This is a genomic window from Gillisia mitskevichiae, assembly GCF_003634585.1.
Lineage (GTDB): Bacteria > Bacteroidota > Bacteroidia > Flavobacteriales > Flavobacteriaceae > Gillisia > Gillisia mitskevichiae.
On the sequence record NZ_RBLG01000001.1, the window covers coordinates 1,025,898 to 1,040,243 of the forward strand.

At 34.9% G+C, this 14,346-nt stretch carries 14 protein-coding genes; 9 read left to right on the forward strand and 5 right to left on the reverse strand.

Annotation, left to right across the window (positions count from 1 at the left end; genetic code table 11):
• Window positions 1–25 precede the first annotated feature (25 nt).
• The 8 genes from BC962_RS04595 to tsaB all read left to right on the forward strand — a co-directional run bounded on the left by BC962_RS04595 (window position 26) and on the right by tsaB (window position 8,077).
• Window positions 26–253 (forward strand): hypothetical protein, encoded by a 228-nt coding sequence (locus BC962_RS04595; protein WP_121344701.1) that lies wholly within the window; start codon window positions 26–28, stop codon window positions 251–253.
• Window positions 254–386: 133 nt separating this feature from the next.
• Window positions 387–1,088 (forward strand): ABC transporter ATP-binding protein, encoded by a 702-nt coding sequence (locus BC962_RS04600; RefSeq protein ID WP_121344702.1) that lies wholly within the window; start codon window positions 387–389, stop codon window positions 1,086–1,088.
• Window positions 1,081–2,328 (forward strand): ABC transporter permease, encoded by a 1,248-nt coding sequence (locus BC962_RS04605; RefSeq protein WP_121344703.1) that lies wholly within the window; start codon window positions 1,081–1,083, stop codon window positions 2,326–2,328. The genes BC962_RS04600 and BC962_RS04605 overlap by 8 nt, the downstream gene beginning before the upstream one ends.
• A gap of 1 nt (window position 2,329) precedes the next feature.
• Window positions 2,330–3,592, forward strand: coding sequence for an ABC transporter permease (locus tag BC962_RS04610; protein ID WP_121344704.1), 1,263 nt, complete (start codon window positions 2,330–2,332; stop codon window positions 3,590–3,592).
• Window positions 3,593–3,619: 27 nt separating this feature from the next.
• Entirely contained in the window at window positions 3,620–4,738 is a 1,119-nt protein-coding gene (locus tag BC962_RS04615; protein ID WP_121344705.1) for an efflux RND transporter periplasmic adaptor subunit, read from the forward strand.
• A gap of 59 nt (window positions 4,739–4,797) precedes the next feature.
• On the forward strand, window positions 4,798–6,129 hold the full coding sequence (locus tag BC962_RS04620; RefSeq protein ID WP_121344706.1) for a TolC family protein: 1,332 nt from the start codon (window positions 4,798–4,800) through the stop codon (window positions 6,127–6,129).
• 3 nt (window positions 6,130–6,132) lie between these two features.
• Window positions 6,133–7,410: an efflux RND transporter periplasmic adaptor subunit gene (locus BC962_RS04625; protein WP_121344707.1), complete on the forward strand. Its 1,278-nt coding sequence runs from the start codon at window positions 6,133–6,135 to the stop codon at window positions 7,408–7,410.
• Between the two features lie 10 nt (window positions 7,411–7,420).
• On the forward strand, window positions 7,421–8,077 hold the full coding sequence (tsaB, locus tag BC962_RS04630; protein WP_121344708.1) for a tRNA (adenosine(37)-N6)-threonylcarbamoyltransferase complex dimerization subunit type 1 TsaB: 657 nt from the start codon (window positions 7,421–7,423) through the stop codon (window positions 8,075–8,077).
• Between the two features lie 2 nt (window positions 8,078–8,079).
• Here the strand turns inward: tsaB and BC962_RS04635 are convergent, their stop codons facing one another.
• From BC962_RS04635 to BC962_RS04650, 4 genes are all read right to left on the reverse strand, one after another.
• Window positions 8,080–8,937, reverse strand: coding sequence for a mechanosensitive ion channel family protein (locus BC962_RS04635; RefSeq protein WP_121344709.1), 858 nt, complete (start codon window positions 8,935–8,937; stop codon window positions 8,080–8,082).
• A 74-nt stretch (window positions 8,938–9,011) separates the two neighbouring features.
• A complete protein-coding gene (locus BC962_RS04640) occupies window positions 9,012–11,045 on the reverse strand; it encodes a thioredoxin domain-containing protein (RefSeq protein ID WP_121344710.1) in 2,034 nt (677 codons plus the stop codon).
• A gap of 102 nt (window positions 11,046–11,147) precedes the next feature.
• Window positions 11,148–11,348, reverse strand: coding sequence for a dodecin family protein (locus tag BC962_RS04645; protein ID WP_121344711.1), 201 nt, complete (start codon window positions 11,346–11,348; stop codon window positions 11,148–11,150).
• A gap of 109 nt (window positions 11,349–11,457) precedes the next feature.
• Window positions 11,458–12,384: a NifU family protein gene (locus tag BC962_RS04650; RefSeq protein WP_121344712.1), complete on the reverse strand. Its 927-nt coding sequence runs from the start codon at window positions 12,382–12,384 to the stop codon at window positions 11,458–11,460.
• Window positions 12,385–12,532: 148 nt separating this feature from the next.
• On the opposite strand from BC962_RS04650, the gene BC962_RS04655 reads away from it, so the two are divergent.
• Window positions 12,533–13,531, forward strand: a complete 999-nt coding sequence (locus BC962_RS04655; RefSeq protein ID WP_121344713.1) for a PorP/SprF family type IX secretion system membrane protein — start codon at window positions 12,533–12,535, stop codon at window positions 13,529–13,531.
• On the opposite strand, the gene murI is transcribed toward BC962_RS04655, so the two are convergent.
• A complete protein-coding gene (murI, locus tag BC962_RS04660) occupies window positions 13,528–14,322 on the reverse strand; it encodes a glutamate racemase (RefSeq protein WP_121344714.1) in 795 nt (264 codons plus the stop codon). The genes BC962_RS04655 and murI overlap by 4 nt on opposite strands.
• Window positions 14,323–14,346: the final 24 nt, after the last annotated feature.

The following is a 14,346-nucleotide window of genomic DNA, read 5'->3' on the forward strand; positions in this document are numbered from 1 at the left end:
CTGAATTAATTCTGAATAAGTTGAAATGAAAATTAAGTCGATTATCCTATTATTTTTATTTACTATGATGCCAATTTTGGCGGAAGCACAATGTGCAATGTGTAGGGCAGTATTGGAAAGTGAAGGCTCTGAAGCTACAGCGAAAGGGATAAATGATGGAATTGTATATTTAATGATCTTCCCATATGTGCTTATTGGAGGTATAGGTTTTTTCATTTATAGATCTCTTCGGAATAAAAAAACTACCGACTAACCTCTTAATGTTCAGTTAAAATTTAACAGTTTCATAACAAATAGTACTGTAACAATTTTAACTAGTTTTGGTCTAATGCTTATACCTGAGTATGGAACCTTAGTCTAGATCGGGTATTTCTAACTTTAGGAGTATGATCGAAATTAAAAATTTGCACAAATCTTATAAAATGGGGAGTAATTCTCTTCATGTTCTCAAGGGAATTAATTTCAGTGTGGCAGAAGGAGAATTAGTCTCAATTATGGGTTCTTCCGGTTCTGGTAAATCTACACTTCTAAATATTCTTGGGATGCTGGATGAAGCAGATTCTGGCACCTATACACTAGATGGTCTTCCTATTAAAAATCTAAATGAAAAGATCGCGGCTCAATACCGCAATAAATTTTTGGGTTTTATATTTCAATCTTTCAATCTCATCTCTTATAAAAATGCGTTAGATAATGTGGCTTTGCCATTGTATTATCAAGGTATAAAACATAAAGAGCGGGTAGATATCGCTATGAGCTATCTGGAAAAAGTTGGTTTAGCAGATTGGGCAGGACACCTTCCAAACGAACTTTCTGGAGGACAGAAACAGCGGGTTGCCATTGCACGAGCATTGGCATCTAATCCAAAAGTCTTATTAGCAGATGAACCTACCGGAGCTTTAGATACCAAAACTTCTTATGAAGTGATGGATTTGATCCAAGGAATAAATGATGAAGGAAGAACAATCCTAATTGTTACTCATGAGCACGATATTGCAGAAATGACAAAAAGAATTGTGAACTTAAAGGATGGAGTAATAATAGACGATTCTAAAGTGAACCAAGTAAGAGCATTAAGTAATGTTTGATCTAGAAAGATGGCAAGAGATATTTGAAACGATAAGCAAAAATAAATTGCGTACGTTTCTTACCGGGCTTTCTGTAGCATCGGGAATCTTTATATTGGTAATTCTATTAGGAATTGGCCAGGGAATGCAGAATGGAATCTCAAATGAATTTGAACGTGATGCTTCTAACATGTTATTTGTTTGGACCAATGTTACTTCCAAAGAGTATAAGGGTTTAAATCCAGGGAGACAGATCACTTTAAAAAATGATGATTATAATCACACCGTTAATAAATACGAAGATCAATTAGAGTATAAATCTTCTGTTTTTAGAATCTGGAGCGGACTTGTGAATTATAAGAAGGAGTCTGGAAATTATAGAGTAGAAGGGGTTTGGCCAGATTTTCAATTCTTGGAGAATGCTAGCATGACTCAGGGACGTTTTCTTAATTATAAAGATAATGATAATGTAGAAAAAGTGGTTGTTCTTGGAAATAAGGTTAAGAACGATTTGTTTAAGAATGGAGAAGATGTAATTGGGGAATATGTACAGATTTCCAATATTAATTTTAAGGTTATTGGGGTGTTCTCCGATCCAGGAGGAGAACGAGAAGAATCACGAGTATTTATTCCCATCTCTACCGCACAAAAAGTGTTTAATGGGGGAAATAATATAAGAAACCTAGCATTTACCCTTCCACAAAGAGAAAATTTTGAACAAGCATTAGCAGAGTCAGAACAATTTTCTGAGGAATTAGTTACTTATTTACAAGAAAAACATTCTGTTGCACCAGATGACACAAGGGCAATCACTGTAAACAACAGCTTAGAGAATATGAAAAGATTCTATGATCTTAATAAGATGATCAAGATATTTTTCTGGGGAGTTGGTATATGTACAATTATAGCAGGAATTGTGGGGGTTAGTAATATTATGCTCATCATTGTTAAAGAACGTACTAAAGAGATTGGAATTAGAAAAGCTCTAGGTGCTCAACCACTAAGTATAATTGGGATGATCCTTCATGAATCTATTTTTGTTACCACTATTTCAGGTTTTATTGGACTCATTACCAGTTTAGCTCTATTGGAATTTGTAGGACCCCTAATAGAGACAGAATATATTGCCAATCCATCTGTGAACTTTAATGTAGCCTTAACTACTGTATTTATTTTGGTTCTGGCTGGAGCTATTGCAGGATTTTTTCCAGCTTGGCGGGCTGCCAGAATAAAACCTATAATCGCTTTAAGAGACGAATAATATGTTTAGTAGAGATAAATGGAGCGAAATATTAGAAGCCTTAACCTCAAATTGGTTTAGGACTATCCTTACCGCCTTTGGTGTGCTTTGGGGAATATTTATATTAGTTATACTCTTAGCCGCAGGAAAGGGATTGGAGAATGGTGTAAAACAAGGTTTTGGAGGTATTGCAACCAACTCGATGTTTATGTGGGCACAAACCCCATCTAAGCCATATAAGGGTTTGCCAAAAGGGAGGCGTTATAACTTTAAGATAAGTGATGTTGCTGCCATTAAGCAAAATGTACCAAATTTAAAATATGTGTCACCCAGAAATCAGTTAGGTGGGTTTGGGGGAGCAAACAATGTAGTGCGCGGACTTAAAAGCGGAGCTTTTAATGTCTATGGGGATTATCCGGAAGTTATTAAGCAAGAACCCATGGATATAACATCGGGAAGATTTGTCAATTATTCCGATATAGAACAAAATAGAAAAGTAGCAATTCTTGGTGCTGGAGTGATCAATGATATGTATGATCCCGGGGAGGAAGTTATTGGCTCTTATATAAAGGTTAATGGAGTGAACTTTATGGTAATAGGCACCTATAGAAAAAAGGGAAATAACGGAAACCCAGAAGAGAATCAAAAACAGATCTATGTGCCATTTACTGCTTTTTCTCAAGCTTTTAATATGGGAGAAACCGTTGGCTGGATGTCTATAACTGCTGAAGATGGTTCTTCAATAACCGATTTAAAAACCCAGATCTTCGATGTTATAAAATCTAGGCATAGCATTCATCCAGAAGATGATAGAGCTATTGGTAATTTTGATCTTTTTCAGGAATTCAGCAAGATCAACGGCTTATTCATTGCCTTAAAAGCGGTGGCCTATTTTGTAGGGATCTTGGTCTTATTATCTGGAATTATTGGAATATCCAATATCATGCTAATAGTTGTAAAAGAACGCACCAACGAGATAGGAGTTCGTAGAGCCTTAGGTGCTACGCCATGGGACATTAGAGGTCAAATTTTAATGGAATCTATCTTTCTAACCATCATTTCTGGAATGTGTGGAATAGCTTTAGCAACCGGAATAATTGCTCTGGTGAATATGCAGTTAGATGGGGTGGATACTTCAGAAATGATGTTTGCCAATCCAAGTGTAGATCTTGGGGTAGTATTTATTGCACTTAGTATTTTAATAATATCTGGACTTTTGGCAGGATTAATTCCAGCGCAAAATGCTATTAAGATCCAGCCCGTTGACGCATTAAGAACAGAATAACAATAAATTGATTAATACCATTTTAAAATGAAGAAAGTAGTTACAGTAATAATTCTAATAGTTATCGCCATTTCATTCGTTGGTGCTTTGTATTATTTATTTCAAAAAAATCAGGAGGATCCTGTGGTTTATCAAACCGAGACTCCGAGCAAGCAAGATATTGTAAAGAAAACTGTAGCTACAGGAAGCATCGTTCCTAAGGAAGAGGTGCTAATAAAACCAAATATCTCTGGAATTATAGACGAGATCTATATTGAAGCTGGAGATGCTATAAAATCTGGTGATCTTATTGCTAAAATAAGGGTGATCCCGAATGTGTCTTCTTTACAAAGTGGAAAAGATGGAGTTGCTACGGCTAAGATCAATTTAGATACTGAGAAAAAACTATACGACCGTCAAAAATCTCTTTTTGATAAAGGGGTGATCTCTGTAAACGATTGGGACAACGCACAAGTTGCTTACCAAAGATCGCTTCAGAATTATAGATCTGCACAACAGAATTATGAAATTATAAAGACTGGAACCACCAGTGGGCTAGGAAGCTCGGCAAATACGCTTATTAGATCTACTATAAATGGAATGGTATTAGACGTGCCGGTAAAAGAAGGGAATCAGGTTATAGAAAGTAATAATTTTAATGACGGAACCACCTTAGCCACCTTGGCAGATGTGAATAATATGATTTTCGAAGGAAAAGTAGATGAAAGTGAAGTTGGTAAGATCAAGGAAAATCTTCAATTAGAAATTACTATAGGGGCAATAGAGAACAAAAAGTTCGACGCGGTTTTAGATTATATCGCCCCAAAAGGAATCAGTGAGAATGGAGCCATTCAGTTCAATATCAAAGGAACCCTTAATAAAGCTGATACCACATTTATTCGGGCTGGTTTAAGTGCAAACGCCTCTATTATTCTTGCTAAAGTAGTAGATGCTTTGGCTATAAAAGAAGCTCTTGTACAGTTTGATCCTAAAACACAAAAACCGTTTGTGGAAGTAATGACCGGCGATCAAGAATTCACAAGGAAAGAGATCGAACTTGGAGTTAGTGATGGAATATATGTTGAGGTTTTAAAAGGAATTTCAGAGAACGATAAGATCAAGGTTTGGAACCAGATTAAACCCGCTCAAGCCATGAATAACAACTAGTTTCATTTTTTGTGTAACAACTTCCTAATATCATAGACCAATCCTTCACAATCTTAATTATGAAAAAATCAATTTTACTTGCTTGCTTATTTTTAATTTCCGCAGTGGTGACTGCGCAAACTAAAAAGTGGACTTTGCAAGAATGCGTAGTATATGCTTTAGAAAACAATATCTCTATCAAACAATCGGCTTTAGATATAGAAGCTGCCGATATAGAACGTTCAGATGCCATCGGGAACTTTATTCCATCTTTAAATGCACAGGTTTCTGCTTCCAGTAATGGTGGTTTAAGTATTAACCCAACTAATAACAGATTTGAAAATACTAGGTTCACTTCCCTTTCTGGAGGAGCTTCTACATCTTTAACACTTTTTGATGGACTAAGAAACTTAAGACAATTAGAGCGTGCTAAGCTTTCAAAACTTTCTAGTCAATACTCCTTGGAACAAATGAAGGACGATATTGCTCTTTTTGTAGCTAATTCGTACCTACAAGTTCTTTTCAACAAACAAAATTTAGAGGTTTTAAAATCTCAAAGCACTATTACTCGGGACCAACTAAAAAGAACTCAGGATCTAGTAGATGCTGGAGTGCTACCAAAGGGAGATCTTCTGGAAATTCAAGCAACCGCTGCTAATGAACAACAGCGAATTATAGTTGCAGAAAACAACATTCAAATATCACTAATTAGTCTTGCTCAATTATTATTGATTAAAGATTACCAGAATTTTGACATTGTAGAAGCAGATTATGAGATCGTTGGAAATGAAATCTTAGCGAATTCTCCTTACGAGCTTATTGAAAAAGCGAAAGAGGAGCGTTATGAAATTAAAATTGCTGAAGAACAAAAATTGATCGCAGAGAAAGATGTTCAAATTGCCAAAGGTGCTTATTTACCAACCCTTTCTGCTTTCTATAATTACAATACTCGTTATGCAGATAATGATAGCTTCAACAGAGATTTCACACAACAATTATATGAAAACGATGGAACTTCTTATGGGCTTCAACTAAGCATTCCAATTTTAAATGGTTTTGCTACAAGAAATCAGGTGAAGCGAAATATGATTAATGTAGAAAGAGCAGAGTATCGTTTGGAACAAGCCGAATTAGACTTGGAAGCAAATGTATACCAAGCCTATGTAGATGCTCAAGGAGCCTTGAAGGCTTATGAAGCAGCACAATCTGCACTAGAGGCACAAGATCAAGCTTATTTGTATGCTACAGAACGTTTTGATGTTGGACTAACCAATGCATTCGATTTTAGTCAGTCTAAAGTAAGACTGGAAAATGCACAAACAGAATTATTGCGAACTAAGTACGATTATATATTCAAATTAAAGGTGATCGAGTTATATTTTGGAATCCCGGTAACCGATCTTAAATTTTAAATCATGAAGAAAAAAACACTTATTATTATTGGTGTAATTGCAGTTTTATTAATAGTTGTTCTTGTAGTAGGGAAAAAAGCCGGTTGGTTTGGTGCTTCAGGAAACTTTAAAGAAGTGGAGATCACAAAGATCGAACCTTTGGAAATTATTGAAACTGTTTCTGCTACGGGTAAAATTCAGCCAGAGATTGAAGTAAAACTTTCTTCTGAAGTATCTGGAGAAATTATTGATCTTCCAATTGTGGAAGGACAAATGGTAGAAAAAGGGGATCTTTTAGTTCGTGTTAATCCAGATATTTATCAGTCTAATTTGCAGCGATCTAGAGCAGGACTTCAGAATGTAAGAGCAAATTACGCACAATCTGAAGCAAGTTTAAAAGAAGCTAAATCTAATTTTGATAGAAATAAGACCTTATTTGATAAAGGGATAATTTCTAAGGCTGAATGGGACCAGATAGTTGCTGCTTACGAACGTTCTGAAGCTTCCAAAAATGCAAGTTATTATAGCATGCAGAGTGCTGCAGCAACAGTTACCGAAGCTACAGATAACTTAGCTAGAACAAGTATCTATGCACCAATGCGTGGAACTATCTCTAAGTTGGATGTGGAGCTTGGGGAACGAGTTGTTGGAACTCAACAAATGGCAGGAACCGAAATTATGCGAGTTGCTAACCTTTCTAAAATGGAAGTGGAAGTAGATGTAAATGAGAACGATATTGTTAAAGTATCTGTTGGAGATAGTACTAAAGTAGAAGTAGATGCTTACTTAAAAAGAGAATTTAAGGGAGTGGTTACGGAGATCTCTAATTCTGCAATTCAAGGTTTAACTGCAGATCAGGTAACAAATTTCAAAGTAAAGGTTAGAATATTAGACTCTTCCTATAAAGATCTTTTAGAAGGAAAATCAGAAAATTATTCTCCTTTTAGACCAGGAATGACGGCTACTGTAGATATTATTACCCGTAGAAAAAGCAATGTAATTGGAGTGCCAATTAGCGCTATTGTTATCAAAAATGATACTACTACCACAAAATCTTCAGCTAAGAGTGAAGAGAGTAAAGAAAATTTAGATCAAAAATTTGAAACTGTCTTTGTAAAAGACGGAGATAAGGCTAAATTGCGCGTTGTTAAGACGGGGATCCAGGACGATAGAAATATCGAAATTCTTTCAGGTTTAAAACCAGGAGAGATCGTGATCACAGGACCTTATAATACGGTTACAAAATCTTTAAAATCTGGAGATGAGGTAACTTTACTAAAAGAGGAAAAACCTTCAGAATAAATAAATACTATTGTCTACAATACTTTGCATAGAAACCGCTTCCACCAATTGCTCTGTTGCAATTGGTGTGAACGGTAAATTACTTGCACTAAAAGAAGATTATGATTCCAGCTATTCTCATGCAGAAAGGCTACATAATTTTATAAAAGAGATCCTAGAAGAAAACGATCTAAAACTCTCCAACTTAGATGCGATTGCAGTTAGTAAAGGTCCGGGTTCTTATACAGGTTTAAGGATAGGTGTTTCTGCTGCTAAAGGTTTATGTTTCTCATTAGATCTCCCATTAATTTCTGTGCCAACTCTAAGCTCTTTAGCATATCAGGTTGAAAATGAGGGTACCATTATTCCTATGATGGATGCGCGGCGTATGGAAGTTTATACCGCTGTATTCAACAAAGAAAAGGAACAGATAGGAGAGACGTCTGCGAAAATATTGGATGCAGGATCTTACAAGGAATATCTAGATGAACAGGTAGTTTACTTTATTGGGAGTGGCGTAGAGAAATTTCAGAAAATATGTGAGCATCCAAATGCTCGATATATAGAAAATGTATTGCCGTCTGCAGTTCAAATGGTTGCTTTGGCAACTATTAAATACAAAAAAAGCGACTTTGAGGATGTCGCTTATTTTGAACCTTATTATTTAAAAGATTTTATGGCAGGCTAGAATTAACTAATCCCTTCCTCTTTACCTGATTTATCTGAATGATTATAAAAATGCACATCTCTTTGTGGAAATGGAATTCCTACTCCAGCTGCTTCTAATCGTGTTTTTGCTTCTTCAATTGTGTACCAATGGCAATCCCAGAAATCCTCATTATACGCCCAGAAACGTAAGGATAGATTTACTGCGCTATCTGCAAGTTCTGTAACTACAACCTGTGGCGCAGGATCTTTAAAGATCTTTTCCTGCTCGGTCATAAGATTAACAAGGATATCTTTAGCTTCTTTTATATTACTGTCGTAGGAAATACCAATTGTAATGGCATCCTTTCTCTTACCTTCTACAGTGTAATTTATAATATTATCGTTGGTAAGCTGCCCGTTTGGGATCACTGCTAATTGATTTCCGAAAGTGGTTAATTTCGTATAGAATAACGAGGTTTCTTGTACGGTTCCAGATACGCCCTGAGCTTCAATAAAATCTCCTATTTTAAATGGTTTTAAAATAATAATAAGCACTCCGCCAGCAAAGTTAGATAAGGAACCTTGTAGAGCTAAACCAATAGCCAAACCAGCTGCTCCAATTATTGCTACCAAAGAAGTGGTCTCTACACCTAATTTGGTGATCACTAAAATAAACAGAATGATCTTAAGAGTCCAATTTGTAAGAGTTGTAACAAATTTCTCTAGAGTTTCATCGTAATCTTTTTTATCAAAGAACTTTCGAATGTACTTCACGAAGATATTAATAAGCCATAATCCAAAGACCAACAAGAAGATGGCATAAAGTAGACTCGGAAGAAAGTCGATAAATTTATCCGAATATTCTGTTGCGTAAGTCTCCCAATTGTCTAAGTATTTCATATGATTTAATTTTTTACAAAAAAAAAGCTTTTAATACGGAATTGATAATTTCTGCTGTTTAAGTATTGTTAAATCTATTTAATTAACTCTAATACTGAAATTATTGTTTTTACTGGTAACTGGCAGGCACCATTTGAGCAAACATAGATAAGATCTTCACCTTCTGTAAATCTTTGCTCTAAAAGCGGTAAGCATTCGTCTGCTGTTTCCGATCCCGCTATCAAAATATTTGGAAGATAATGTGAATTCAATTCTTTAAGTAGTTTCAGAGCATTTGGCCCCATAATAACTACTTCATAAAAATTGTGTTTAAAATTAAGTTCAAGGTTCAACCAATTGGAATAACCTTGGGGATAATCTTCAAGCTGTGGCTTTACGGCTCTTAACATTTCCTCTGAAATTTTGTAAAAATCTTCCTTCCCGAAATATTTGGAAAGTTTAAATAGATTATGTGCCATTACCGAATTTGAGGCAGGGATCACATTATCTGATAGCTCATAATTTCGGGTAATAAGTGGCTCGTCTTTTTTTGAAGTAAAGTAAAATAAGCCAGTTTTTGGCTCGTGGAAATTCTGAATACTATACTCTGTGAGTTCTTTCGCAAAGCTGAGCCAGATAAGGTCTAAGGTAACCTCATATAATTTTATGCAAGCTTCAATTAAAAAAGCATAATCTTCTAAATAGCCATTAATTGAGCTTTCTCCGTTTTTATAAGACCGATTAAGATTTCCTTCAGCTTGGTATAGGTGCCTTTTGATGAAGGAAGCGTTTTTAAGCGCAATTGCTAAGTAATCTTTATTCTGGGTAATCTTATAAGCATCTACATAACCGGAGAGCATTAAAGCGTTCCAGGAGGTTAGTTGCTTGTCGTCTAATCTAGGTTTTTCTCGATTATTTCTTTTACTTAAAAGAGTCGTAGTCCAATTTTTCTTCATTTGGAAAAACTCAGCGGCATTTAATTTATTTTTTTCTAAAAAAGGAGCATTTTCCTCTGTTCGTATTAAGACATATTCATTATGTTCCCATTTCCCATAAGAATTCACATTGTAGTATTCTTTAAAAAGGGGGAACTCATTTTTTAATAAAGCTTTAAGTTCATCTATTTCCCATACATAAAAAGCTCCTTCTTTAAGTTTACCGTTTTTATTAATACTATCTGCATCTAAGGATGAATAAAAAGAACCCTCTTTAGTAGTGAGGTTGTTTTTTATGAATTCTAAAGTTTGTACCACAACTTCTCTGTACCAATTTATTTTAGTTAATGCAAAAGCTTTACTATACAAACTTAACATTTGGGCATTATCGTACAACATTTTTTCAAAGTGGGGGATATGCCATTTCTCGTCTACAGAATATCTTGAAAAACCTCCTTCAATATGATCGTAAATGCCACCAAATGAAATTTTAGTTAAACTCTGTTTTACAAAATCTTCAATATTCTTTTTTTTATAAAGTTGAGAGTATTTCAGTAAAAATTCAAAATTAGAAGGGATTACAAATTTCGGGGTCTGTTTTGTGCCTCCATATTTCCAATCGAAGTTCTGTTCTAATTTCTCTAAAATAAGATCTAGATCTAAAACACTCTCCAGAGTGGAAGGTTGGGGGATAAGTTGCATGTTATTTAATCCTGCTCCTAACTTCTCTGCGTATTCATATAATTTTTCAGGCTGTTCTTTGTAGAGTCTGGCAATCTGTAATAGGGAACTTTTCCAAGTTTCTTTTTTAAAATAGGTGCCACCCCAAACTGGCCGGCCATCAGGCAGAGCAACAATATTCATTGGCCACCCTCCGCTGCCAGTCATAAGCTGCACTGCACTCATATATACCATATCTATATCTGGGCGCTCTTCTCTATCTACTTTAATGCTATAATAATGAGAGTTCATGATCTCTGCAGCTTCTTCATCTTCAAAACTCTCATGTTCCATTACATGACACCAGTGGCACGCAGCATAACCAACACTTATTATAATTAATTTATTGTCTTTTGCAGCCTTATCTAAAATCTCCTGTCCCCATGGACTCCAGTTTACTGGATTGTGAGCATGTTGTAAAAGGTATGGGCTACTTTCTTTAATGAGTGAATTTGTATGCTTTTCTGATTTCATAAATAGATATCTAAAATAAAAAAAAGCTAATAACAAGAATTTGAGTCTGATAGACTTTGAAATAACTTGTTATTAGCTCTATATTTTTCTGAAGAAAATTTTTTAATTCACCTCAAAAGAAATTTTAACGTTAACACGATACTCGGTTAAATTTTCACCTTGCACTCGTGCACTTTGATCTTTTATATAAACAGATTTGATATTTTTTACCGTTTTGGCTGCATGCACTACGGCATTTTTAGCTGCATCTTCCCAACCTTTACTAGAGGTTGCCATTACTTCAATCACTTTAATTACTGGCATAATTTTTCTTTTAAATTGGTTATTATTAATACCTATCTAAGTTACTAAATTATATATTTATAGCTTATAAAGCTTTGTTAAATGCTTTGCCTTTAAAGGATTAATAAGCTTATCCGTTTACGGCTTCAACATATTCTACCTGCCCTTTAAGCATATCTCTCATCATAGTTTCAATTCCATTTTTAAGTGTTGCTGTAGAAGACGGGCAACCGCTACAAGCTCCCTGTAATATAACTTTTACGGTTTTTGTCTCTTCATTATAAGAATCGAACATTATATTTCCTCCATCACTGGCAACTGCAGGTTTAATATATTCTTCCAAAATATCTATCACCTGTTTAGAAACAGGATCCAGATTCTCTGTAGAAGTAGGGGCGTTTGTTTGCTTTTCAACATTCTCTGTTTCGGTCCCGGTTTTAAGAGTTTCTTTTAAGACAATATCTTTTCCCGCTTGTATGTATTTAGTAATGAATTCTCTCAATTCCATTGCGATCTCATCCCAATTAGCGATGTCAAATTTATTAATAGAGATATAATTCTCATCAATAAAGATCTCTTTTACAAAAGGAAAATTAAATAACTCACGAGCAATTGGAGCATTCGCGGTAGCATCTATATTTTTAAATTCGGTAGGAGCGATCACTAACTTTTTATTGGCAACAAATCTCATAACCGAAGGATTTGGTGTAGTTTCCGCATAGACCGTTACTGGAACTTTTTTGGAAGGAGTTGCGGTATCTTCTTCTTTTATTATAATTCCATCATTATTCAAGTAGTCTAATAATTGCTCTGAAACCTCTTCCTGCACATCTGCCCACTCTATTATATTATACTTTTCTATTGCTATAAAGTTTTGTGCAATAAAAACGGTTTTAACAAATGGTAAGTGAAAAAGTTGCTGTGCCAAGGGAGATTTTTGGGCCTCTTCAATATTCCCAAACTCAAAGCTTTCATGCCTAGTTAGAAACTGATTGGTCTCAAATTTAAGGATAGCCGAATTTGAGGTTGGTTCTATATTTATTGTATATGTATTCATCTTCAATATTTTGTTGCAAAATTACTAAAACAAAGTGCGGTAATCTATATATTTACAATTGTTATTCTGGTTAAGTATAGAGTCTTACTTTATATTTCGGGTATTCTGAAGTCATAAAGCTGAAAGTGCTTTTAAAATTATTTTATTAATGAAATTAGGTCTTTACACTAGTTTTTTGGTCACGTTTTTTATGATAATTACCTCGAATGCACAAGAGGTAATACCTACTTATTCAGATTACTTAACAGACAACTTATACTTATTACACCCATCTATGGCAGGTGCTGCCAATTTTAATAAAATTAGGCTTACAGCCAGACAACAGTGGTTTGACGTGAAAGATGCTCCGAGTTTACAAACTTTAAGTGTTAATGGAAGAGTTAGCGAGAAAATAGGAATTGGAGGTATTGTTTTTAATGATAAGAATGGAAATTATTCTAAACAAGGGGCTTATGCAACTTTAGCTTATCATTTATTACTATCAAGGAGTGAGTTAGATCTTAATCAATTTTCTTTTGGTATAAGCCTAGGCGTTATACAGCACAGTTTAGATCAGTCCGGGTTTACAGATTTTGATCCACTTATTGGTGGTGGTAATCCTTCAGATATTTATGCAAATATGGATGTTGGGATGTCTTATTATTATTTAGATTTTTTCGCCCATGCAACAGCCAAAAATATTCTTCCTGTTAAGAGGGATCTATTCTATTCTGATGCCGTACCTAGTAATCAGCGTAAGTATTTGTTCTCCACGGGTTATATTTATACTAAAGATAATAGTGATTGGAGTTTTGAGCCTTCTATATTATTTCAGTTACGAGAACAAACTGCAGAAAAATCAATAGATGCTAATTTAAAGGCATATAGGACATTAGAGTTCGGTGATATTTGGGGAGGAATCTCCTATAGAAGAAGTTTTGAAGGTGCGGAGTATACTACAGATGGTTCTAAAATTGAAAATCAACAACTTCAATATGTAACTCCATTTGTTGGGCTGGAATATAAAAAATTCCTTTTTGCTTATACCTATTCGCATCAAATAAATTCTATTGTTCTTAGCAATAGCGGCTTTCATCAAATTACTTTAGGTTACAATTTTGGAAGAGATCGAGGCAGATACGATTGTAAGTGTCCAGCAATTAACTAAAATTCTAGATAAGACACTTTTTTAAGGTCATCGCCTTCAGCATGAACTAGCTTTGATAAAATAATGGGATCTGCATTACTAAAAAGTAGGTGACTGGGGGTGTTTTTAGAATCGCTCATTAGATCGTTTTCTAATAATACCTTTTTGGTTTGTCTTGCTACAGCTTCTCCAGAATCTATAATGGTTACTCCGCTTGGTAAGATCTCTTTTAAACCTGGGAGAAGATAGGGGTAGTGGCTACATCCTAGGACTAGATAATCTATCTTAGCATCTAACATGGGTTTTAAGAGTGTGGTTAGTAACTCTTTTATTTCCTCAGAATCTTGTTTTCCTTGTTCTATTAGGTTAACCAGTCCATTTCCAACCACCTCTATGATATTTATGTTTTTGGAGTACAACTCCGAGGTTTTTGAAAATAATTTGCTAGACAATGTTCCCTTTGTGGCGAGGATCCCAATAGATTTTGTTTGAGACTTTAAAGCAGCGGGTTTAATTGCAGGTTCAATTCCTATAATTGGAAGGGAATAGGTAGTTCTTAAAACTTGGATCGCATTAGTGGTTGCAGTATTGCAGGCTACCACAATAATTTTACAACCCATTCCTATAAGCTTTTCAGTATTTTTTTTACTTAAAGCTATAATCTCCTCAATAGGTTTTTCTCCATAAGGAGCATTTTTACTATCTGAGAGATAGATGCTGTTTTCTCTTGGTAATAACTGGATAACTTCATTCCATATAGAAGTTCCACCTACGCCAGAATCAAAAAAACCAATAGGATTAGAATTACTCATTAGTACAAAAATAAAAACTGCGCT